This window comes from Luteimonas flava, assembly GCF_036584485.1.
Lineage (GTDB): Bacteria > Pseudomonadota > Gammaproteobacteria > Xanthomonadales > Xanthomonadaceae > Luteimonas > Luteimonas flava.
In genome coordinates, this window is the sequence record NZ_JAZHBM010000002.1 from 425,847 (window position 1) to 446,230 (window position 20,384).

At 70.4% G+C, this 20,384-nt stretch carries 21 protein-coding genes; 12 read left to right on the forward strand and 9 right to left on the reverse strand.

Annotated elements, in window-relative coordinates:
- Positions 1-37: 37 nt before the first annotated feature.
- Together rsmG and V3391_RS08960 are read right to left on the reverse strand one after the other, a co-directional pair.
- Positions 38-679 (reverse strand): 16S rRNA (guanine(527)-N(7))-methyltransferase RsmG, encoded by a 642-nt coding sequence (gene rsmG / locus V3391_RS08955; protein WP_332078087.1) that lies wholly within the window; start codon positions 677-679, stop codon positions 38-40.
- Between the two features lie 240 nt (positions 680-919).
- Complete coding sequence (locus tag V3391_RS08960) at positions 920-1,546, reverse strand: 4'-phosphopantetheinyl transferase family protein (protein ID WP_332078088.1); 627 nt, start codon at positions 1,544-1,546, stop codon at positions 920-922.
- A 111-nt stretch (positions 1,547-1,657) separates the two neighbouring features.
- Between V3391_RS08960 and V3391_RS08965 the strand changes: the two genes are divergently transcribed.
- Together V3391_RS08965 and V3391_RS08970 are read left to right on the forward strand one after the other, a co-directional pair.
- Positions 1,658-3,076, forward strand: a complete 1,419-nt coding sequence (locus V3391_RS08965; RefSeq protein WP_332078089.1) for an AMP-binding protein — start codon at positions 1,658-1,660, stop codon at positions 3,074-3,076.
- A gap of 103 nt (positions 3,077-3,179) precedes the next feature.
- Complete coding sequence (locus V3391_RS08970) at positions 3,180-3,437, forward strand: GlsB/YeaQ/YmgE family stress response membrane protein (protein WP_232137503.1); 258 nt, start codon at positions 3,180-3,182, stop codon at positions 3,435-3,437.
- 110 nt (positions 3,438-3,547) lie between these two features.
- Here the strand turns inward: V3391_RS08970 and xth are convergent, their stop codons facing one another.
- Genes xth through V3391_RS08985 form a run of 3 tightly spaced genes read right to left on the reverse strand, consistent with a single transcriptional unit; the run spans position 3,548 to position 6,302 of the window.
- Positions 3,548-4,321 (reverse strand): exodeoxyribonuclease III, encoded by a 774-nt coding sequence (gene xth, locus V3391_RS08975; RefSeq protein ID WP_332078090.1) that lies wholly within the window; start codon positions 4,319-4,321, stop codon positions 3,548-3,550.
- The gene (locus tag V3391_RS08980; protein ID WP_332078091.1) at positions 4,318-5,613 is read right to left on the reverse strand and encodes a sensor histidine kinase; all 1,296 of its coding nucleotides are present in this window, start codon (positions 5,611-5,613) and stop codon (positions 4,318-4,320) included. Before V3391_RS08980 ends, xth begins: the two co-directional genes overlap by 4 nt.
- Positions 5,610-6,302 carry a response regulator transcription factor gene (locus V3391_RS08985; RefSeq protein WP_332078092.1) on the reverse strand — a complete coding sequence of 231 codons (693 nt, stop codon included), beginning with the start codon at positions 6,300-6,302 and terminating at the stop codon, positions 5,610-5,612. The genes V3391_RS08980 and V3391_RS08985 overlap by 4 nt, the downstream gene beginning before the upstream one ends.
- A gap of 76 nt (positions 6,303-6,378) precedes the next feature.
- Here V3391_RS08985 and V3391_RS08990 point away from each other — a divergent pair, with 76 nt between their 5' ends.
- Complete coding sequence (locus tag V3391_RS08990) at positions 6,379-8,445, forward strand: LTA synthase family protein (protein WP_332078093.1); 2,067 nt, start codon at positions 6,379-6,381, stop codon at positions 8,443-8,445.
- Here the strand turns inward: V3391_RS08990 and V3391_RS08995 are convergent.
- Positions 8,381-9,802 carry a coniferyl aldehyde dehydrogenase gene (locus V3391_RS08995; RefSeq protein WP_332078094.1) on the reverse strand — a complete coding sequence of 474 codons (1,422 nt, stop codon included), beginning with the start codon at positions 9,800-9,802 and terminating at the stop codon, positions 8,381-8,383. The genes V3391_RS08990 and V3391_RS08995 overlap by 65 nt on opposite strands.
- A gap of 59 nt (positions 9,803-9,861) precedes the next feature.
- On the opposite strand from V3391_RS08995, the gene V3391_RS09000 reads away from it, so the two are divergent.
- From V3391_RS09000 to V3391_RS09040, 9 genes are all read left to right on the forward strand, one after another.
- On the forward strand, positions 9,862-10,404 hold the full coding sequence (locus V3391_RS09000) for a gamma carbonic anhydrase family protein (RefSeq protein ID WP_332078095.1): 543 nt from the start codon (positions 9,862-9,864) through the stop codon (positions 10,402-10,404).
- A gap of 80 nt (positions 10,405-10,484) precedes the next feature.
- Positions 10,485-11,168, forward strand: a complete 684-nt coding sequence (locus tag V3391_RS09005) for an RDD family protein (protein WP_332078096.1) — start codon at positions 10,485-10,487, stop codon at positions 11,166-11,168.
- Complete coding sequence (locus tag V3391_RS09010) at positions 11,165-12,166, forward strand: stage II sporulation protein M (protein WP_332078097.1); 1,002 nt, start codon at positions 11,165-11,167, stop codon at positions 12,164-12,166. Before V3391_RS09005 ends, V3391_RS09010 begins: the two co-directional genes overlap by 4 nt.
- On the forward strand, positions 12,156-13,769 hold the full coding sequence (locus tag V3391_RS09015) for a DUF4129 domain-containing protein (RefSeq protein ID WP_332078098.1): 1,614 nt from the start codon (positions 12,156-12,158) through the stop codon (positions 13,767-13,769). The genes V3391_RS09010 and V3391_RS09015 overlap by 11 nt, the downstream gene beginning before the upstream one ends.
- Positions 13,769-14,893 (forward strand): DUF4350 domain-containing protein, encoded by a 1,125-nt coding sequence (locus V3391_RS09020; RefSeq protein WP_332078099.1) that lies wholly within the window; start codon positions 13,769-13,771, stop codon positions 14,891-14,893. The genes V3391_RS09015 and V3391_RS09020 overlap by 1 nt, the downstream gene beginning before the upstream one ends.
- Positions 14,894-14,901: 8 nt before the next feature.
- On the forward strand, positions 14,902-15,894 hold the full coding sequence (locus V3391_RS09025) for an AAA family ATPase (RefSeq protein ID WP_332078100.1): 993 nt from the start codon (positions 14,902-14,904) through the stop codon (positions 15,892-15,894).
- A gap of 178 nt (positions 15,895-16,072) precedes the next feature.
- Positions 16,073-17,374, forward strand: coding sequence for a DUF58 domain-containing protein (locus tag V3391_RS09030; RefSeq protein ID WP_332078101.1), 1,302 nt, complete (start codon positions 16,073-16,075; stop codon positions 17,372-17,374).
- 162 nt (positions 17,375-17,536) lie between these two features.
- Complete coding sequence (locus V3391_RS09035) at positions 17,537-18,115, forward strand: DUF4410 domain-containing protein (RefSeq protein WP_332078102.1); 579 nt, start codon at positions 17,537-17,539, stop codon at positions 18,113-18,115.
- A gap of 61 nt (positions 18,116-18,176) precedes the next feature.
- Positions 18,177-19,259: a GGDEF domain-containing protein gene (locus V3391_RS09040; protein WP_332078103.1), complete on the forward strand. Its 1,083-nt coding sequence runs from the start codon at positions 18,177-18,179 to the stop codon at positions 19,257-19,259.
- Between the two features lie 21 nt (positions 19,260-19,280).
- On the opposite strand, the gene V3391_RS09045 is transcribed toward V3391_RS09040, so the two are convergent.
- The 3 genes from V3391_RS09045 to V3391_RS09055 are packed head-to-tail and all read right to left on the reverse strand — an operon-like array spanning position 19,281 to position 20,267.
- Positions 19,281-19,655, reverse strand: coding sequence for a YciI family protein (locus tag V3391_RS09045; protein WP_332078104.1), 375 nt, complete (start codon positions 19,653-19,655; stop codon positions 19,281-19,283).
- 24 nt (positions 19,656-19,679) lie between these two features.
- A complete protein-coding gene (locus tag V3391_RS09050; protein WP_332078105.1) occupies positions 19,680-19,922 on the reverse strand; it encodes a DUF3297 family protein in 243 nt (80 codons plus the stop codon).
- A gap of 60 nt (positions 19,923-19,982) precedes the next feature.
- Positions 19,983-20,267, reverse strand: coding sequence for a DUF4031 domain-containing protein (locus tag V3391_RS09055; protein WP_332078106.1), 285 nt, complete (start codon positions 20,265-20,267; stop codon positions 19,983-19,985).
- Between the last annotated feature and the right edge of the window lie 117 nt (positions 20,268-20,384).

Consider the following 20,384-nt stretch of genomic DNA (forward strand, 5'->3'; position numbering starts at 1 on the left):
TGTCGCGGATGTCCCGCGTGCGCTGCGGGACAGCCGCTCAGGCGCGTGCGACGACGACCAGGTGCCGTTCGGCGTCGAGGCCGGGCACCTCGAGCGGGGTGACCGTGTCGAGCCGCCAGCCGGCCGGCAGCGCGGCGATCTCGTCGGCCGGGTGCACGCCCTTCATCGCCAGCAGGCGGCCGCCGTCGGCTTTCGGCAGATGGCCGCCGACGGCGAGGATGTCCGGCAGCGTGGCCAGCGCGCGCGCGGTGATCGCGTCGAACGCTCCGGGCCGGTCGACGGCTTCGATGCGCGATTCGGCGACGTCGGCATTGGTGAGTTTGAGCTGCCGCACCGCCTCGCGCAGGAAGCGCGCCTTCTTGCCGTTCGACTCGACCAGAGTGACGTGCAGGCCGGGCAGCGCGATCGCCAGCGGAATGCCGGGCAGGCCGGGGCCGGTGCCGAGATCGGCGAGCGTGGCGAGGCCGTCGACGTGCGGCACCATCGCCAGCGAATCGAGCAGATGCCGCACCACCATCTCGCGCGGATCGCGCACGGCGGTCAGGTTGTAGGTCTTGTTCCAGCGCACGAGCAGTGCGAGATAGGCGAGCAGCGGGTCGGCCAGCGTCGGCGCGAGGCCCAGCGTGCGCAGCCCGGCGTCGAGTTCGGCGCGCAGCGCGGTGTCGTCGGAGAGTTCCATGGCGCGCATTGTAGAAGCTGGTGCGGCGCGTGGTCTGTGGATCGAGCCCGATGACCGCTTCCTCGCGTGCGCTTGCTGAGCGCGGGTGTCCAGTGGGCTCGAACGTCCGGATTGCAGTGCGCCTCGTCCTTCCCCCTCTGGGGGAAGGTGCCCGGAGGGCGGATGAGGGTGCGCGCCGACCTCTCCCAGAGGGAGAGGTGAAGACGCGTTGGCAGGTCGGGAGACGACCTTGATCGCGAATCAGATCTGCGAATCAGCCACCCCAACGCCCGCTCGATCCACCCGCCGCCAGGCGACCGTCGCCAGATAGCCCGGCAACGGCGCGAATGCATGCAGATGCCAGTCCGCCGGTGTGCCGAGCGCGGGATCGCAGGCGACCAGCGCCCAGCCTTCGTCCCGCGCGGCGAACTCCAGCCGGTCGAGCCCGAACGAGAGCCCATGCCCGTGCGCTTTCAGCACGGCTTCCTTCGCGCACCACAGCTGCACGAAGGCGGCCTCCGCAGCGTCGGGGGCGCGCGTCGCCAGCGCCGTGGCTTCGCCCGCAGTGAAGAAACGCTGCGCCAGGGCCATCGCCTGTGGCCGGGGCCGCATCCATTCGATGTCCACGCCCACCGCCACGCCGTCGCCCAGTGCGACCAGCAAGGCATCGCCGCTGTGGCTCCAGTTCGCGTCGAGGCCCGGTTGGCCGGGCACCTGCAACTGCGGGCGGCCGCGTGCGTCGCGGTCGAGAACGAGGTCGGACCCGGGGCGGCCGAGCGTGTCGGCCAACCAGGGGCGCACCAGGGATTCGGCGGACTGGCCGCGGCGGTAGTCCCGCCACGCGATGCGCACCGCCCCGGCGGCCAGACTCATGGTTTCGCTGAACATCCCTCGCTGAACATCCGAACTTGGCATCCCGCAGGCCGTCCAGCGTAAGCTAAAACCGCTGTTCCGCGGGCCGGACACGGCGTACGGAACAATCTTCGGAGTCGCAACACGATGTCGGCAGTGGGTGTGGAACAGGGCGCGTCGCGCATCGATGGCCTGCAGGGCGCAGGCGAGTACCGGCCGCTGGTGGGCGGCGATCCGTCGCGCACGATCGCGTTCGGCGCCGGTGGCGTGGTGACGCTCGACACCTTTCTCGCGCACGTGCGCGGCGTCGCCGCGCTGCTGCCCGATGCGCCGTTCGCACTGAACCTCTGCGAAGACCGCTACCGCTTCCTCGTCGCGTTCTGCGCCGTCGCGTTGCGCGGGCAGACCACGCTGCTGCCGCCGGCGCGCACGCGCGGTGCGATCGACGACGTGCGTGCGCGGCATCCGCACAGCTACTGCATCGGCGATCGCGACGACTGCGGCTGCGACGCGCCGCACGATGTCGGCCACGCGCCCGCGCCGCCGCATTACGTGCGCCTGCCCGATGCGCTGCCGACGCGCGATGGCGACGTGCCGCAGATCGCACTCGACGCGCTGGTCGCGATCGGATTCACCTCCGGCAGCACCGGCGTGCCCGGCGCCAATCCCAAGACCTGGGCTACGTTTCACGCCTGCACGCTGCAGAACCTCGCCGCGCTCGCCGATCTGCACGGCGCGGCCACGTTGCCGGTCGTGGCGACCGTGCCGCCGCAGCACATGTACGGCATGGAGCTCTCGATCCTGCTGCCGCTGCTCGGCAATGTCGCCGTACACGGCGCGCGGCCGTTCTTTCCCGAAGACATCGCGGCCGCGTTGCGCGATGCACCGCGTCCGCCGTTGCTGGTCACCACGCCCGTGCATCTGCGCTCGCTGGTCGAATCGGGCGTCGCCCTGCCGCCGCTGGCCGCGATCGCCACCGCGACCGCGCCCCTGCCGCAGGCGCTGGCCGCCGAGGCCGAAGCGCGGTTCGGCTGCGAGGTGCGCGAACTGTTCGGCTCCACCGAGACCTGCATCTTCGCGCGCCGCCGCACCGCGCTCGAGCAGGCCTGGACCCCGTTCGACGGCGTGCGTCTGCAGCCCGTGCCCGACGGCACCCTCGTGCACGCGCCGCATCTGCCCGAGCCGCGGCTGCTGGCCGACATCGTCGAACTCGATGCCGCCGGCCGGTTCGAACTGCGAGGCCGCCAGGCCGACATGATCGAGATCGCCGGCAAGCGCGCCTCGCTCGCCGACCTCACCCGCCGCCTGCTCGCCATCGACGGCGTCCGCGACGGCGTGATCTGCCAGAGCGCCACGCCGGATGCGACCGGCGTGCGCCGGATCATGGCCGCGGTCGTGGCGAGCCCGGCACTCGACGATGCCGCGCTGCTGGACGCCTTGCGGGCCAGCATGGATCCGGTGTTCCTGCCGCGCCGCATCCGCCGCGTCGACGGGCTGCCGCGCAACGAGACCGGCAAACTGCCCCGCGCCGCGCTGGACGCTCTGTTCGGTCCTTCGGCCGGCTGAATACCGACATCTCCGTCACGGACCGGGCCGGATGCTGGCGCCGGCCTTCGGGCCTGCACGCGCCACTTCCCGATTTCCCGAGTTCCGCACTGGAGCATTCCGCATGAACTTCCTCATCTACATCATCGTCGGTGGCATCGCCGGCTGGCTCGCCAGCATCCTGATGCGCACCAACGGGCAGCAGGGCATCCTGCTGAACATCGTCGTCGGCATCATCGGTGGCTTCATCGGTGGCTGGCTGCTGCCGATGCTGGGCGTCTCGCTCGGCGCAGGCTGGATCGGCTTCCTGCTGACCGCGCTGATCGGCGCGATCATCCTGCTGGCGATCGTCAACCTGTTCCGCCGCGGCAGCGCGCGCTGATCGCAGCGGGATCGATGTCAAAAAAAGGCCCGGCATTGCCGGGCCTTTTTTCTTCGTCCCGGGGTATCGACGCTGACGCCATCGGACCTGCGGCAGCGCCGCGGGACGCGTCAGTCCGAGAGGGTGACCCAGGCCGGCGCATGGTCGCTGGGGCGTTCCCAGGTCCGCGGTTCGCGATCGATGCCGGACGCGACGGCCTGATCCCGCAACGCATCCGACACCAGCGTCAGATCGATCCGCAGGCCGAGATCGCGGCGGAAACCCGCCTGGCGGTAATCCCACCAGCTGAAGACGCCCGCGTCGTCGTGATGCAGGCGGAACGCATCGTGCAGACCGAGGCCGAGCAGGCCGCGCAGGGCGTCGCGCTCGGCGGTCGAGGTCAGGATGTGGCCGTCGTTCCAGACCGCGGGATCGTGCACGTCGCGGTCGTCGGGGGCGATGTTGAAGTCGCCCAGGACGACGAGCTTCGGATGCGCGGCGAGTTCGCGCTGCACCCAGTCGTGCACGGCGGCGAGCCAGCGCAGTTTGTAGGCGTACTTGTCGGTGCCGACGTCCTGGCCGTTGACGACGTAGAGGTTGATGACGCGCACGCCGTCGATGGTCGCGGCGATCACGCGCTTCTGTTCGTCCTCGAATCCCGGGATGCCGATCTGCACGTCGTCGAGTGCGCGGTCGCGGGCGAGCAGGGCGACGCCGTTGTAGGTCTTCTGGCCCGCGAACACGGTGCGGTAGCCGAGCGCGGCGAGCGCGGTGTCGGGGAAGCGCGCGTCCTCGAGCTTGGTTTCCTGGATGCCGACCACATCGGGTTGCGCATCGCGCAGCCATTGCTCGAGGTGCGGCAGGCGGACGTTGAGCGAGTTGACGTTCCAGCTGGCGATCTTCATCCGGGAATTCTAGCGTCCGCCGCCTCGCCGGTCGCGCGCATGCGCAGCGTGGCGGTGGTGCCGCCTTCGGGCGAGGAGCGGATGTCGAGCGCCCAGCCGAGGTGTTCGCAGACGCGCGCGATGAGTTCCAGGCCGATGCCGTCGCCGGTCGGCACGCCGGTGCGTGCCATGCGCGAGTACACGGCGCTGATCTGCTCGGGCGTCATGCCGTGGCCGGGATCGCGGATCACGACGGTGGCGTCGGCGCGCAGTTCGATGTCGATGCGGCCGCCGTCGCTGTGTTCGATCGCGTTGCGCAGCAGGTTGCCGACCGTCGCACGCACGACCGCCGGTGGCGCAAGCAGGGTGCAGGGCTGCGCCGTGTGCAGCACGATCTCCAGTGCCTTGTCGCGGGTGAGATGGCGGTGGTCGTCGATGATCGCAGGCAGCAGCGTCGCCAGCTCGATCGGCTGGCCGGCCTGCAGCAGGCGCGCGGGATCCTTCGCCAGCGCGAGCAGCAGGGCGATCATCCGGTCCATGTCGTCGGCGGTGCGCTGGATGCGGCGCAACTGGTGCGCGGTCACGGCTGGCACGTCGGGCGGCGCCAGTGCGAGTTCCGCGGCGCCGGACATCACCGCGATCGGCGTGCGCAATTCATGGCTGGCGGTGTTGATGAAGGCGCGCTCGCGATCGACGAACTGCTCGTTGCGCTGCAGGTAGTCGTTGAGCGCGTTGGCGATGACCAGCAGCTCCGAACTCGCGCGCGTCTCGGGCACGATCCGTTGCCCGGCGCGATCAGGCGACAGCGCGGCGATGTCGCCGGCCAGCGTGGTCAACGGCCGCAGCGTCCGCCCGAGACCCAGCGCCATCAACCCGCCCATCACCGTGACCAGGACGACCGACGAGCCGAGGATGAAGAGCGTGAGCCGGTCCTCCTCGCGCTCCATGTCGGTGATGTCGAGGGTCAGCACATGGCGCACGCCGTCGACGTGCTCGACCAGCACCAGGATCTCGGTGCCGTTCGGCAGCTCGACCTCGTCGTGGATGCCGTCGGGCAATGCCGCGGTTTCCGGCGGCGCGCCGCCGTTGACGTACAGACGCAGGCTGTCGGAATCGCTCCAGCGATACGACGGATCCGCCGCGCTGCGTTGCAGATGGTGGGTGAACTCGGTGCGGAGCATGGAATCCCACAGCAGGCGTTCGGCGTACTCGTTGACGAGAAAGCCGTGCAGCGAGACGCCGGCCGCGAGCAGCAGCGCGTAGACGGCCAGCCAGTACAGGATGCGGCTGCGCAGGCTGCGCGCGCGGCTCATGCCGGCGCGCCGGTGTCGGCGGGCGCCGCCAGCCGGTAGCCGTAGCGCGGCAGGGTCTGGATCAGCTTGATCGCGAACGGGCCGTCGACGCTGCGGCGCAGTTCGTAGACGTGCGAGCGCAGCATGTCGCCATCGGGCGGCGCGTCGGCCCACAGCGCGTGCTCCAACTGCTGGCGTTCGACCGCGGCGGGACTGGCCTGCATCAGCACTTCGAGCAGCTTGCGGCCCGCGGGGTAGAGATGCAGCGGCTGGCCGGCGCGGCTGGCTTCGAGCGTGTCGAGGTTGAGGCGCAGGTCGTGCACTTCCAGCGTGCGCGCGCTGCGGCGGCCGCGCGCACGCGCCAGCACGGCGTCCAGCCGCACTTCGAGTTCCGGCAGTGCGAAGGGCTTGGTCAGATAGTCGTCGGCCCCGGCGCGGAAACCGGCGATCTTGTCGGGCAGTTCGTCGCGGGCGGTGAGCATGATCACCGGCGTGTCGATCGCATGTTCGCGCAGGCGCTGCAGCAGGGCGCGGCCGTCGAGGCGCGGCAGCATCCAGTCGAGGATGATCGCGTCGTAATGCTGGGTCACCGCGAGGTGCAGGCCCACGATGCCGTCCGGCGCGGCGTCCATCTCGTGGCCACGCGGCTCGAAGTAGTCGAACAGGTTGCCGACCAGGTTACGGTTGTCCTCGACCACCAGCAGTCGCATCGGTTCTCGTCCTGGGCGCAAAACGTGCCGGCCGATGATACGGCGCGGCGGCGCGGCGTTCCGACAGGCTTCCGACATGCCGGCGTCGATCCTGTACGGGCCGCGGATCGCGTGGCGGGTGGATTCGGACATGACGCTACGGACTGCGATGACGCGCCTGAAACCGGTGCTGGGCATGGCCATGCTCGGCCTCGTCGTGCTCGGCGTGTCGCGGCTGGGGCTGGCGCTGTGGCAGCGGGCGGCGGTGGACGAGGTCCATGGCTGGGTGCCGGTGCTCGTGCAGGGCCTGCGCGTCGACGTCGCCACGCTGTGCCTGCTGTTCGTGCCGCTGGCGGCGTTGCTGCTGTTGTTGCCCGCTGCGGTCTACGACGCGCGCTGGGTGCGCCGCATCGCGGCGGGCTGGCTCGCGCTCGCGACGACGCTGCTGGTCTGGCTCGAGCTCGCCACGCCCGGTTTCATGGCCGAGTACGGCCTGCGGCCCGACCGCGTGTTCGTCGAATATCTGGTCTATCCGCGCGAAGTGCTGTCGATGCTCGTTGAAGGCCGGCCGCTGGAATGCATCGGCGTGCTGCTGCTGACCGCGGCGGCCGCCTGGGCCAGCCTGCGGCTCGCACGACGCGGGTGGCCCAGTCAGCCGACGCCGACCGGCGGCGTGCTGCTGCGCGCCGGTCTCGCGGTGCTGGTGCTCGGCGTCGGCGCGCTCGGTGTGCGCTCGACGCTGGGCCATCGGCCGATGAATCCGGCGATGCTGGCCTTCAGCACCAATCCCACCGTCAATGCGCTGCCGCTGAACTCGTTCTACTCGCTGGCGTTCGCGATGCGCGGCTGGCTGCAGCACGAGGAGACCGCCGAGTCCCTGTACGGCGAACTGCCGGCGGAGACGGTACTTGCGTCGGTCCGGGCGGGCACCGGCCTGCCGGCCTCGGCGTTCACCGACCCCGAGCGTCCGACGCTCGCCGCGCGCGCGCCGGTGTGGCGCGGCAAGCCGAAGAACCTGGTGATCGTGCTGGAGGAGAGTCTCGGCGCGCAGTTCATCGGCAGCCTCGGCGGGCGGCCGCTGTCGCCGGAGTACGACCGCCTCAGCGAACAGGGCTGGGCGTTCGAGCGGCTGTACGCGACCGGTACGCGCTCGGTGCGCGGCATCGAGGCGGTGGTCGCCGGCTTCGCGCCGACGCCGGCGCAGGCGGTGGTCAAACGTGCGCGCAGTCAGCAGGGCTTTTTCACCCTCGCCGACGTGCTGCGCCGGCGCGGTTACGACACGACGTTCTATTACGGCGGCGAAAGCCATTTCGACAACATGCGCGGCTTCTTTCTCGGCAACGGCTTCGGCCGCGTGGTCGAGCAGCGCGACTATCGCGCGCCGGCGTTCGTCGGCTCCTGGGGCGTGTCCGACGAGGATCTGTTCGCGCGCGCCGACGAGGAATTCGCGCGCCTGCATGCGGACGGGAAGCCGTTCTTCGGTTTCGTGTTTACCTCGAGCAACCACGATCCCTTCGAATTCCCGACCGGCCGCATCACCCCGTTCGAGCAGCCGCTGGCCACGCGCAACAATGCCGCGAAGTACGCCGACCACGCGCTGGGCGGCTTCTTCGACAAGGCGATGGCCAGCGACTACTGGAACGACACCGTGTTCCTCGTCGTCGCCGATCACGACTCGCGCGTGTTCGGCCGCGATCTGGTGCCGGTCGACAACTTCCACATTCCCGGCCTGATCCTCGGCGCGGGCATCACGCCGCGTCGCGACGACCGCATCGCCAGCCAGATCGATCTCGGGCCGACACTGCTGTCGCTGATCGGCATCGCCGATGCCACGCCGATGACCGGCCGCGATCTGGCCGATCCGGCGATGCGCTTGCCCGGGCGCGCGCTGATGCAGTACGACCGCAACTTCGCGTGGTTGCAGGGCAACGATGTGGTGGTGCTGCAGCCCGACAAGGTGCCGAGCCAGTACCGTTACGTGCCGGGCCAGGGCCGCCTGCAGCCTGCGGCGCTGTCGCCGCTGCTGGCACGCGAGGCGCATGCGCAGGCGCTGTGGGGCTCGCTGGCCTACGAACGCGGCTGGTACGGATTGCCGCGGGTCAACGCGCGAGAAAATCGACCAGCTTCGCGATCCGCGCATACGGCGGTCGCAGCCAGTCGGTAACCGCGACGCGCGACTGCCACAGCACCGGCAGTGCCTTGGTCATCGCGTCGAAACCGGCGCGGCCGTGATAGGCGCCCATGCCGCTCGGGCCGACGCCGCCGAACGGCAGGCGGTTCGCGGCGAAATGCAGCAGGGTGTCGTTGACGGTCACGCCGCCGGCGACGGTGCGCGCGAGGATCGCCTCGGCCTGCGCGCGATCGCCGAAGGGATACAGCGCCAGCGGGCGGTCGCGTGCTTCGACGAAGGCGATGGCGTCGTCGAGCGAATTGTAGGAAATCACCGGCAGGATCGGCCCGAAGATCTCCTCGCGCATCACCTCGCTGTCGTCGCCGGGCTCGACGACCAGCGTCGGTGCGAGGGCGCGCGCGCCATCGACCTCGAGCAGCGGCAGCACGGTCAGTCCGCGTGTGCGCGCATCGTCGAGCAGACCGGTCAGGCGCGCATGCTGCGCGTCGCTGACGATGTGCGTGTAATCCGACGCGCGGGTGCCGGCATCGGCATAGCGCGCCTGCACCTCGAAACGCAGCGCCTCCAGCAGCGCGTCGCGGCGCGCGGCATCGACCAGCACGTAATCCGGCGCGATGCAGGTCTGGCCGGCGTTGAACAGCTTGCCGGTGACCAGCCGCGACGCGGCCTTGTCGAGCGGATAGCCGGGGCAGACGATCGCCGGCGACTTGCCGCCGAGTTCCAGCGTCAGCGGGGTGAGGTTCGGCGCTGCCGCGGCCATGACCTTTCGGCCGACTGCGGTAGAGCCGGTGAACACCAGATGGTCGAACGGCAGGCCGGCGAACGAAGCGCCGATGTCGGCATCGCCGAGCGCGACGGCGACGCGGTCGGCCGGAAACACTTCGGCCAGCAGCGAGCGCAGGAACGCGCTGCTGCGCGGCGTGTGTTCGGACGGCTTGAGATAGACGTGGTTGCCGGCGGCGATCGCGGTCGCCAGCGGAATCAGCGCCAGATTCACCGGGTAGTTCCACGGCGCGATGACACCGACCACGCCCAGCGGCACCGGCCGCACTTCGGCGCGCGCCGGCCACAGCTTCCAGCCGGCGCCGACGCGGCGCGGCCGCATCCAGCCACGCAGATGGCGGCGCAGCGCATCGATCTCCGACAGCACGGTCATGCCGTCGGCGATCAGCGATTCGGAGCGCGCGCGATGGCCGAAGTCGGCCGAGATCGCGTCGGCCATCTCGTCCAGGCGCCGCGCGAATGCGGCGCGCAGGCGGGCGAGATCGTCGCGGCGCTGCGCGGCATCCGGGCGACGGCTGCGCCAGGCCGCGCGCAAGGCATCGAGGGTCGGTCGCAGGTCGGCGACCGGCGTCGCGGCGGGTGTCGGATCGGTCGGGGCGGCATCCATCTCCGCAGTGTAGCGCCGGCGTCGCGGCATTCCGGCAGGGCCGCAGGTAGACTCCGGCGATGGACTTGAGACCCTATCGGAACACCGCCCCGCGCCTCGGCGCACGCGTCTATGTGGACCCTGCAGCAACGGTGATCGGCGATGTCGTGCTCGGCGACGACGTGTCGGTGTGGCCGGCGACGGTGATCCGCGGCGACGTGAACCACGTGCACATCGGCGCGCGCACCAGCGTGCAGGACGGCACCGTGATCCACGTCAGCCACGCCGGCCCGCATGCCAAGCGCGGCGGCTTCCCGACATTGATCGGCAGCGACGTCACCATCGGCCACAAGGCGGTGATCCACGCCTGCACGATCGAGGACGCGGCGCTGATCGGCATGGGCGCGCTGGTCCTCGACGGCGCGGTGGTGCGCAAGCACGCGTTCGTGGCCGCAGGCGCGGTGGTGTCACCGGGCAAGGTGGTCGGCGAAGGCGAGCTGTGGGTCGGCAATCCGGCGCGCTGTGTGCGCAAGCTCGACGATGCGCAGATCGAAGGCCTGTACTACAGCGCCGCGCACTACGTGCGTCTCAAGGACGAATACCTCGCCGCGCTGGCGGGCTGAGCAGCGCAGGGGCAGACACGACGCATGACGCACCGGGACGACGCGCATTCGCGCATGACCGCATGGAGCCGCGGCGCCTGATGCTCGATACGGTCCGCGAGGTCCACACCCCCGAGGGCGTCGCGCTGCGTCTGCCGGCCGCAGGCCCGGTGCCGCGTGCGGTGGCGTGGCTGATCGATCTGGCGATCCGCGGCGCGCTGCTGATGGCGATCTCGATCGTGCTCGGCATGCTCGGCAAGTTCGGATCGGGCCTGTACATGATCGTGCTGTTCGTCGTGTTCTGGGGCTATCCGGTGGTGTTCGAAGCGCTGTACGGCGGGCAGACGCCGGGCAAGCGCGCACTGAGCCTGCGCGTGGTCTCGGCCGACGGCGCGCCGATCGGCTGGATGGCGAGCTTCGTGCGCAATCTGATGCGCACCGTCGACATGCTGCCGTTCGGCTACGGCGCGGGTCTGGTCGCCAGCCTCGCCGATCCCTGGAGCCGGCGGCTCGGCGACATGGTCGCCGGCACGCTGGTGATCCATGCGCCACGCGAGCGCACGCGCATCGACGCGTTGCAGATCGCGCCGCAGGCACCGGCCGCGCCGTTGCAGGCGCACGAGCAGCTCGCGGTGATCGCATTCGCCGAACGCGCGCACGCGTTGACCGGCGAACGCCAGCAGGAACTGGCCGACCTCGCCACGCCAGTCACCGGTGCCCGCGGCGAAACCGGCGTGCTGCGATTGCTGGGCGTGGCCAACTGGCTGCTGGGGCGGCGCGCATGAGGCAGGACGCGTTCGTCGCCCGTCACGAACCAGAGTGGGACGCGTTCGAGCGCTGGCTCGATGCGCGCGAAGGCAGTCCGCGCCGCGCGCGTGCGACGCGGCGCGACTGGGACGGCCTGGTCGACGAGGACGTGCCCTCGCGCTATCGACGCCTGTGCCAGCAGCAGGCGCTCGCCCGCCGTCGCGGTTACAGCCCGCAGGTCACCGCGCGCTTGCAGGCGCTGATGCAGCGCGGCCACAACGTGCTCTATCGCCCGCCACCGCCGCCGTGGCGCCACGCGCTGCGGTTCCTGCTCGCCGATTTCCCGCGCCTGGTGCGCGCGCAACGCGGCTGCCTGTGGGCCGCGCTGGTGCTGTTCGCGGTGCCGCTGGTGCTGATGTTCGTGCTGATCCAGCAGTGGCCGGAACTCGCCTACGGGGTGATGTCGCCCGAGCAGCTGGCGCAGATGGAAGGCATGTACGACCCGGCGCGCGCGGCCGAGCGTTTCGCGCGTGAGAGCCAGAGCGACATGGAGATGTTCGGCTACTACATCTGGAACAACGTCAGCATCGGCTTCCGCACCTTCGCCAGCGGTCTGCTCGCCGGCGTCGGCACGATCTTCGTGCTGATCTTCAACGGCATTTTCATCGGCACGGTCGCCGGACATCTGCAGGCGATCGGCCATGGCGGTCCGTTCTGGCGCTTCGTCGTCGGCCATTCGGCGCCGGAGCTCACCGCGATCGTGATCGCCGGTGCCGGTGGTCTGCGGCTCGGGCTCGCGCTGGTCGCACCGGGTCAGCTGCGCCGCGTCGATGCGCTGGTGCAGGCGGGTCGCGATGGCGGCCGGCTGTGTCTGGGCATCCTCTTCATGCTGGTGTTCGCGGCGTTCGTCGAAGCGTTCTGGTCGTCGACCGGCGCGATTCCCGATCCCGTCAAGTTCGGTGTCGGTGGCGGCCTGTGGCTGCTGACCGGGCTGTGGCTGTGGCGCGGTGGACGCGGAGTCGCCGATGCGCGTTGAGACCGTGCAGGTGGAACTGCGACCGCGCACCGCCTGGGAAGCGATGGAGCTCGGCAACGCGCTGGTGCGCCGCCACGCGCTCGCGATCTGGGGCCCGTCGCTGCTGCTCGGGCTGCCGGTGTTCGTCGTGCTCAACGCCCTGGGCTGGGCGATCGACCAGCTGTGGCTGTCGGCGCTACTGCTGTGGTGGCTCAAGCCGGTGTTCGATCGCGTGCCGCTGTTCGTGCTGTCGCGCGCGGTGTTCGGTGCGGCGCCGGGCATGCGCGCGACGCTCGATGCGCAATGGCGCTGGGGTTGGCGGCCGCTGATCGGGCATCTGACCTGGCGCCGCTTCAGTCCCTGGCGCGCGGCGACGCTGCCGGTGGATCTGCTCGAAGGTCTGTCCGGCGCGCCGCTCGTGCAGCGGCGCCATCTGCTCGCCGACGGTATCGGCGGACACGCGCTGCTGCTGACCATGATCTGCCAGTTGTTCGTGGCCGCGCTGCTGCTGTCGCTGTCGACGCTGGTGCTGATGTTCGTGCCCACCGAGCTGCTGTCCGAATCGGCGCGCGCGATGTGGGCGCTGGTCTCCGAGCAACCGCCGCGTTGGGTGCAGGTGCTGGGCAATCTCGCGTTCTGGATGGCGATCGGGCTGGTCGAGCCGTTCTACATCGGGGCCGGCTTCGGTCTGTATCTCAACCGTCGCACGCAGCTGGAAGCCTGGGATCTGGAGATCGCGTTCCGGCGCCTGCGCGCACGTCTGGCGCCTGCAGCGACGCTGGTGCTCGGGCTGCTGCTCGCCGGCCTGATGCTGGCGCCGGTCTCCGGACAGGCGCAGGACCCGGCGACCGCCGGCGACGACGGCACGCGCGAGATCAATCCGACCAAGACCTGGCGGCCTGGCGAACGCAAGCAGGACGTCGCGCAGGACGAAGCGGCGCAGACGCCGACGCTCCCGCAGGTCTTCGGACGCCTCAAGGACGGCGCCGCGTTCCAGCGCGCGATCGAACGTGCGTATGCCGATCCGCTGCTCGACAACAAGCGCGAGGTCACGCGCTGGCAGCGCAAGGACGCGGACGAGGACAAGAAAGACGACACGGCTCCGCCGATACCGAACACCGGCCTGCTGGCCGCGATCGGGCAGGTCTTCGCGCTGATCGCCGAGTACGGTCTGTGGCTGGTGCTCGCGATCGTCGTCGGCGTGCTGGCCTGGACCGCGCGCCGCTGGTGGCCGTGGATGCGCGACACCCTGGGACCGGTGCGCGAACCAAGCGAGATCGTGGTCGAAGCTGCACCGCCGCCGCCGGAAAACCTGCCCGCCGATCTGGTCTCCGAAGTGCGCCGGCTGTGGGCCGAGGGCCGGCATCGTCGCGCGCTGGCGCTGCTGTATCGCGGCGGCGTCGAGGCGATGGTCGCGCGCGCCGGCGTGACCCTGGTGCCGGGCGCGACCGAGGCGCAGGTGCTGCGCGCGTCGCGTCGCCTGCCCGATGCCGAAGACCGCGATGCGTTCGCCGAGATGGTGCGCGTCTGGCAGCGCGCCGCCTACGGCCAACGGCTGCCGGATGATGCCGGCCTGGATGCGCTGCTGGCGCGTCTGGCGCCGCGTTTCGGATGGTCCGCCTGATGCGCTGGCCCACCCGCATCGCCCTCGCCGCACTCGGCGCGTTGATCGTCGCGCTGGGCGTCGCCTGGTTCCTGCATACGCACGAGCGCGTGGCCGACACTGTCGATCTGCCGCCGCGCGGCGAGGCCGCCTACAACCCGCTGTACGCGTTGCGCGAAACGCTGCGCGCCGATGGGGTGGAGGCGCGTTCGCGTCAGCGTCTGCAACTCTCCAGCGTGCCGCTGGGACCGCGCGACACCGTGCTGCTCTACAGCGAACCGCGCACGCTGCTGCCGTCGGAAGTCGAAGCGCTGCTCGGCTGGGTCCAACAGGGCGGACATCTGCTGGTGCGCACGCCGTTGCCACGCCGTCGCGCGGATGCCGCGCGTCCCTGGGATCTGCTCGAACGCCTCGGTGTGCACACCGTCGACGGCCGCACGCAGTGCGAACCGCTGCTGGTGACCGGGCAGGGCGGCCATGTCGAGTTCTGCAACGGCCGCCGGTTCCTCGTCGATGCGGAGCCGCTGCTCGAATGGGGTGACAGCGGCGAGGACGGTCTGGTGTTCGCGCGACTGGCGCATGGCGCCGGCAGAGTCGACGTGCTCGCCGACTTCGATTTCATGCGCAACGCCGATCTGCGCGAAGTGCCGCACGCGCTGCTGACCCGGCAGCTGCTGGCGCCGAACTGGGGCGCGGGCACCGTGCATCTGGTCTACGCCGCCAGCGTGCCGCCGCTGTGGTACCAGATTCTCACCCGCGGCTGGATGGCGTGGGGGCCGTTGCTGCTCGCGCTGCTCGCCTGGTTGTGGATGCGCACGCAGCGGCTCGGTCCGGTATCGCCGGCGCCGCCGGTCGCACGGCGCGCGCTGCTCGAACACGTCGCCGCGAGTGGCGAACATCTCGTGCGCTACGGCCGCGCGCCGCTGCTCTACGACGCGGTGCGCACGGCGTTCCTCGATCGCCTGCGCCGGCGCGATCCACTCGCCGCCGCGCTCGAAGGCGAGGCCGGCATCGAGGCCATCGCCGCGCGCACGGGCGTGTCGCCACGCGATGTCCGCCAGGCGCTGCAGGCGCCCCGACCCGATGATGCGACGGCGTTCCGTCAGCGCATCGCCCGACTGATCCAGATGCGCAACCACCTGTGAGCCCGACCATGACCGAACTGCCCGTGCCCCCGTCCGCGCCGATCACCGGCGAGGCCCTTGCCGCGCGCGTCGCCGCCGTGCGCGATGAAGTCTCCAAGGCCTTCATCGGCCAGCCCGAGGTGCTCGACCAGATCCTGGTCGCGCTGCTCGCCGGCGGCCATGTGCTGATCGAAGGTGTACCCGGCCTCGGCAAGACGCTGCTGGTGCGCGCGCTGTCGGCGGTGCTCGGCTGCAACTTCGCGCGCGTGCAGTTCACGCCCGACCTGATGCCCAGCGACGTCAGCGGCCACGCGGTCTGGGACACCAAGAGCGAGACCTTCGTGGTCCGCCGCGGCGCGATCTTCACCAATCTGCTGCTGGCCGACGAGATCAACCGCGCGCCGGCCAAGACGCAGTCCGCGCTGCTCGAAGCGATGCAGGAACAGCAGGTCACGATCGAAGGCCACAGCTTCGAACTGCCGCCGCCGTTCATGACGCTGGCGACGCAGAATCCGGTCGAACAGGAAGGCACGTATCCGCTGCCCGAAGCGCAGCTCGACCGTTTCCTGCTCAAGGTGCTGATCGACTATCCCGAGCATGCCGACGAGGTCGCGATGGTCACCGCGATCAGCAGCGGCAAGGTCGCTGCCGATTTCGACCTGTCGCAGCTCGCAACCGTTCTGCAGCCGGGCGAGATCGTCGCGCTGCAGCAGGGCACCGCGGCGACGGTGGTCGATGCGGCGGTGATCGACTACGCGGTGCGCATCGCCGCGGCCACGCGAAAATGGCCGGGCATCGCTCTCGGCGCCGGCCCGCGCGGCAGCCTCGCGCTGGTGCGCGCGGCGCGGGCGCAGGCGGTACTGTCGGGCCGCGATTTCGTCACGCCGGACGACATCCGCGAGATCGCGACGCCAGCGCTGCGTCATCGCATCGCGCTGGCGCCGGAGCTGCAGATCGAAGGCCAGGATGCCGACCAGGTGCTGCAGGCGCTGCTGGCCCGCGTGGAAGCGCCGCGCAAGTGAGAAACTGCGCAATGTCCTGCTGCGCTTGCCAGCTGACGCGCGTGCGGTGCTCGGCGTGCTCGCGTACCACATGCACGCTGCGCCTCCTGCGCTCCACCACGCGCCATCTGGCGGCGCTCGCGACGGACCTTGAACTGTTTCGACACCCGTCGCGACGCCCGCACATGAGCCGCCCCGCATGAGGCCGACGATCGCGCTCGTCGTGCTGCTCGTCGTCTGGGGAATGGGCGGCGTCGCCGCGTCGCTGTGGCCTGTCGCGGTGCTGCCCTGGAACGTGTTCGGCACGGCATTGCTGCTGCTGTCGATCCTCGATCTCGTGCTGCTGTTGCGGCGACCGACCCCGGATGTCGTCCGCACGATGGCCGAGGCCTGGCCGATCGGCATCGCGCGACCGGTGTCGCTGCAACTCGAGGGCGGTCCACAGGTCCAGCATCTCGAGGTCTTCGATCTGCATCCGCCGGGCTGGCGCGTCGATGGCCTGCCGCGACGCCTGCGCCTGGCGCCGGACACCGTGTCGCGCGTCGACTACACGCTGCAGCCCGACATGCGCGGCGCGGCGGTGTTCGAAGGCGTGCAGCTGCGGTTGCGTTCGCCGCTCGCGCTGTGGCGCCAGCGGCGCGACGCCGGCACCCGGCACCAGGTGCGCGTGTTCCCGAACTTCGCACCGCTGACGCGCTTCGCCCTGCTCAGCGCCGACCGCGCCTCGCGCCTGGTCGGCGCGCACATCAAGCGCCGTCGCGGCGAAGGCACCGATTTCCATCAGATGCGCGAGTACCGCGTCGGCGACAGCCTGCGGCAGATCGACTGGAAGGCGAGTTCGCGCGCACGCAAGCTGATCTCGCGCGAGTACCAGGACGAGAAGAACCAGCAGCTCGTCGTCGTGCTCGACACCGGCCGCCGCATGCTCGCCCAGGATGGCGCGCTGTCGCATTTCGACCACGCGCTCGATGCGGCGCTGGTCGTGTCCTATCTCGCATTGCGCCAGGGCGATGCGGTCGGCCTGTTCGCGACCGGCGGCGAGAGCCGCTGGATGGCCCCGCAACGCGGCATGGGCGCAGTCGACACGCTGCTGTGCATCAGCCACGACCTGCAGCCGCAAGCGGTCGCGACCGACTATCTGGCCGCTGCGACCGAACTGTCGCTGCGCCAGCGCCGTCGTGGCTTGTTGATGCTGGTGACCAATCTGCGCGACGAGGACATCGAGGACGTGCTGGCCGCAGTACGCATGCTGCAGAAACGGCATCTGGTGATAGTCGCGTCCCTGCGCGAACGCGCGCTCGACGAGGTGCTGTCGACCGACGTGCACGACCACGACGACGCCATCCGCGCCGGCGCCACGGCCCGTTACCTCGCCCAGCGCAAGGCCGCGCACGATGCACTGCGCAACCACCGCATCGCCGTGCTCGATGTCACCGGCGAAGAACTGCCGTCCGCGCTGGTCGAGCGCTATCTGGCGGTGAAGCGGGACGGCTTGCTGTAGGGGACGCTCGACCTGCGCCCGCAAGCGGGGATGGCTCGAAGTCAGGCGCCTTTCACCCGCCGTGAATGGAATCCCCGCTAGAAACAGAGCGCGCGCACCGGACGCTGCGCAGGGGGAGTGGTCCGGGGCCGCGCGATGCCAGCCATCCGACGAGGCCTTGCCATGCACACCCACACCCCTGTGACTCCGCCCGCGGCGCGTCTGCCGCGCCTCTTTCGTTCGCTCGCTCTGCTCGGTGCCGCCGCGCTGCTGTCCGCGTGCGCGGCGACGGTGCAACGGCCCGCTGCCGCGCCCGTCGATCCGGTTGCGATCAACGGCGACGTGCGCCAGGTCGTGCTGGTCGTCGAAGGCAGCGATACCGCGCGGGCGCAGGAGGACTGGGCGGATTTCCGCGCCCTGTGGAACGACGCGATCCGCACGTCCGCCACCGCCGCCGGCATCCAGGGCAGCGTGCGCGACAGCCGGCCGGCGTCGCTGGACCCGCCGGGTGTGGTCGTGGTGGTGCGTGTCGACAGCTTCCGCTACGTCTCCACCGGGGCGCGCTACGGACTCGGCGTGATGACCGGCAATGCGCACATCAAGGCCAGCGCGCAGTTCATCGAAGTGCCCGGCGGCAAGGTTGCGGCGACCCGGACCTACGACACTGCGTCGAGCGCGTGGCAGGGCATCTTCGCGCCGATGACGGTCAAACAGGTGCAGGCGATCACCGACCAGATCGTCGCCGAGGCGCGTGGCGGCTGACCCGCGCCCGCCACACGATCGACCGGCGTACAGTGCGCCTGGGCGGTACGCCGCCGGGGCCATGGGCCGGGAGGACGCGATGGGGGAGCGCGATGCAGGAGCAGGCGCCGGGCATGCCGGTACGGGCGGCCGCGCATCGCTGCAGCGCATCCTCGCGCGGGTTTCGCGCGAGGCCCTGCAGGACGGCGCGCTCGACGGCGTGATGCAGCGGATCGTGGATGTCGTGGCGGCGGAACTGCCGGTCGCGGTCGTCAGCATCATCCTGCTCGACGAGGCCGGCGAAGCCTTCGTGCAGGAGGTCTCGGCCGGGACCATCGATCTGTCGCCGATGACCTGGCCGTGGCCGCTCAGTGTCGGTGCTGCAGGCCGCTGCGCGCGTCTGGGCGAGCCCCAATTGATCATGGATGTCGATACCGACACGGATTATCTCGCCGGCAATCACGAGGTGCGCTCCGAATACCTCGTGCCGATCCGCCACCGTATGCGTCTGCACGGCGTGCTCAATGTCGAGAGCGCCGATTCCGCGTTCTTCGACGACGACATGCGCGAGGCCTTCGATGCGATCGCCGACCAGATCGCCGGCGCCATCCATTTCGCGCGCATCGCCGCGGCGCTGGAAGTCGCGAATGCGCGGTTGCAGCAGATGTCGATGGTCGATGGCCTGACCGGCATCGCAAACCGGCGTGCGTTCGACCAGGCGCTCGACGCGATGCTGCGTCGCTTGCGACCCGCCGGTCAGTCGATGGTGCTGCTGCTGGCCGACGCCGATTACTTCAAGGCGCTCAACGATGCGCTGGGGCATCTGCACGGCGACGAATGCCTGCGCGCGATCGCCGGCGTGTGCGCGGCCGCGGCGGCGGACGCCAACGGCCTGGCGGCGCGTTTCGGCGGCGAGGAATTCGCGGTGCTGCTGCCCGGCCACGATGCGGGCCAGGCCTGGCATGCGGCGGAATCGCTGCGCACGCGCATCGAGGCGTTGGCGCTGCCGAATCCCGCGTCGTCGCTGGCGCAGGTGGTCACCGTCAGTGTCGGCGGCGCGGTATCGGGGCCGGACGACACGCGCGAGGCGAAGGCGTTGATCGACGTGGCCGACCGCGCGCTCTACGTCGCGAAAGCGTCCGGGCGCAATCGCGTGCAGATCTGACGCAACGCGCCGCGCGTGCGCTCAGGCGCCGACGCGCGTCCGTACAAGCCCGACATCGCGCACGGGGCGCACTTCGATGCTGCCGGTGCGCGCCCACGGGAACTCGCCCGCGATGCGCAACGCCTCTTCCTCGCTCTCGGCCTCGATGAGGTTGAAGCCGGCGAGCATTTCCTTGGTCTCGGAGAACGGACCGTCGAACACCTGCGTGCGACCGCCGCGCGTGCGCACGGTCTTGGCGGTGCTCGCATGTTCGAGCTGCTGGAATCCGAGCAGCGTGCCATCCGCCTGCAGCGCGTCGGCATGCTGCAGGCAACCGCGCATCATCGTGTCGTATTCGCCCTCGGCCAGACCGTCGAGCAGGGTGTCGTCGGTGTAGATCAGCAGCAGGTACTGCATCGGGCGCGTCCTCGGATGGGCGGGTCAGGCTTCCAGATGGAAGTAGGGTTCCACGGTGCCGCGCAGCTTGACGGTCAGCGGTTGGCCCCGGCGATCGAGCGCGCGGCCGGCAGCGACGCGGATCCAGCCTTCGCTGACGCAGTATTCCTCGACGTCGCGACGCTCGTTGCCGTTGAAGCGGATGCCGATGCCGCGATTCATCGCCGCCTCGTTGTAGTGCGGGCTGCGCGGATCGTTGGAGAGATGGTCGGGCGGCGTATCGGTCATGGCGTCGGATTGCGGTGTGGAAACTGCGCGCAGGATACCGCCGCCGGGTGCCGGCTTCACCTACGGCGCCTCGCCGCGTCCCTGCCGGCGCGCATTCGCGATCACCGCGCGCACGAGCGCACGATCGTGGTGGCGCGAGATCGGCATCGCACCCAGTGCGATTGCACGCGCGCGCATCGCCGCTGTCACGTCGTAATGCGCGCCACTGGTGCGGTCCTGGAATGCGCGTCGCGGCATACCGAGCAGGGCCGCGAAAGCATGCAGTTCGTCGAGTGTGTCGGCGAGCAGATGCGCCCAGCGCTCGCCGCGCCAGGGATGGACCGCATCGTCGACGTAGACGGTCATGAACGTGCCTGCACATCGGCATCATCGCCGTTCATGGATCATAGCGCCCGCATGTGGCGACGCATGCCTCGGGCCTTGCGCCCGGCCATCACAGTTTTCTCCCCGCCGTGCCTTCGC

Excerpts from the sequence above, each read along its gene's own strand:
- rsmG (WP_332078087.1), bottom strand. The coding sequence starts at position 679 with ATGGAACTCTCCGACGACACCGCGCTGCGCGCCGAACTCGACGCCGGG.
- V3391_RS09025 (WP_332078100.1), top strand. The coding sequence starts at position 14,902 with ATGACCGAACTGCCCGTGCCCCCGTCCGCGCCGATCACCGGCGAGGCC.
- V3391_RS08990 (WP_332078093.1), top strand. The coding sequence starts at position 6,379 with ATGCCGGCGTCGATCCTGTACGGGCCGCGGATCGCGTGGCGGGTGGAT.
- V3391_RS09045 (WP_332078104.1), bottom strand. The coding sequence starts at position 19,655 with ATGCAGTACCTGCTGCTGATCTACACCGACGACACCCTGCTCGACGGT.
- xth (WP_332078090.1), bottom strand. The coding sequence starts at position 4,321 with ATGAAGATCGCCAGCTGGAACGTCAACTCGCTCAACGTCCGCCTGCCG.
- V3391_RS08995 (WP_332078094.1), bottom strand. The coding sequence starts at position 9,802 with ATGGATGCCGCCCCGACCGATCCGACACCCGCCGCGACGCCGGTCGCC.
- V3391_RS09035 (WP_332078102.1), top strand. The coding sequence starts at position 17,537 with ATGCACACCCACACCCCTGTGACTCCGCCCGCGGCGCGTCTGCCGCGC.
- V3391_RS09000 (WP_332078095.1), top strand. The coding sequence starts at position 9,862 with ATGGACTTGAGACCCTATCGGAACACCGCCCCGCGCCTCGGCGCACGC.
- V3391_RS08960 (WP_332078088.1), bottom strand. The coding sequence starts at position 1,546 with ATGTTCAGCGAAACCATGAGTCTGGCCGCCGGGGCGGTGCGCATCGCG.
- V3391_RS09015 (WP_332078098.1), top strand. The coding sequence starts at position 12,156 with ATGCGCGTTGAGACCGTGCAGGTGGAACTGCGACCGCGCACCGCCTGG.
- V3391_RS08965 (WP_332078089.1), top strand. The coding sequence starts at position 1,658 with ATGTCGGCAGTGGGTGTGGAACAGGGCGCGTCGCGCATCGATGGCCTG.
- V3391_RS09050 (WP_332078105.1), bottom strand. The coding sequence starts at position 19,922 with ATGACCGATACGCCGCCCGACCATCTCTCCAACGATCCGCGCAGCCCG.
- V3391_RS08980 (WP_332078091.1), bottom strand. The coding sequence starts at position 5,613 with ATGAGCCGCGCGCGCAGCCTGCGCAGCCGCATCCTGTACTGGCTGGCC.
- V3391_RS09030 (WP_332078101.1), top strand. The coding sequence starts at position 16,073 with ATGAGGCCGACGATCGCGCTCGTCGTGCTGCTCGTCGTCTGGGGAATG.
- V3391_RS09020 (WP_332078099.1), top strand. The coding sequence starts at position 13,769 with ATGCGCTGGCCCACCCGCATCGCCCTCGCCGCACTCGGCGCGTTGATC.
- V3391_RS09055 (WP_332078106.1), bottom strand. The coding sequence starts at position 20,267 with ATGACCGTCTACGTCGACGATGCGGTCCATCCCTGGCGCGGCGAGCGC.
- V3391_RS09005 (WP_332078096.1), top strand. The coding sequence starts at position 10,485 with ATGCTCGATACGGTCCGCGAGGTCCACACCCCCGAGGGCGTCGCGCTG.
- V3391_RS09010 (WP_332078097.1), top strand. The coding sequence starts at position 11,165 with ATGAGGCAGGACGCGTTCGTCGCCCGTCACGAACCAGAGTGGGACGCG.
- V3391_RS09040 (WP_332078103.1), top strand. The coding sequence starts at position 18,177 with ATGGGCCGGGAGGACGCGATGGGGGAGCGCGATGCAGGAGCAGGCGCC.
- V3391_RS08985 (WP_332078092.1), bottom strand. The coding sequence starts at position 6,302 with ATGCGACTGCTGGTGGTCGAGGACAACCGTAACCTGGTCGGCAACCTG.
- V3391_RS08970 (WP_232137503.1), top strand. The coding sequence starts at position 3,180 with ATGAACTTCCTCATCTACATCATCGTCGGTGGCATCGCCGGCTGGCTC.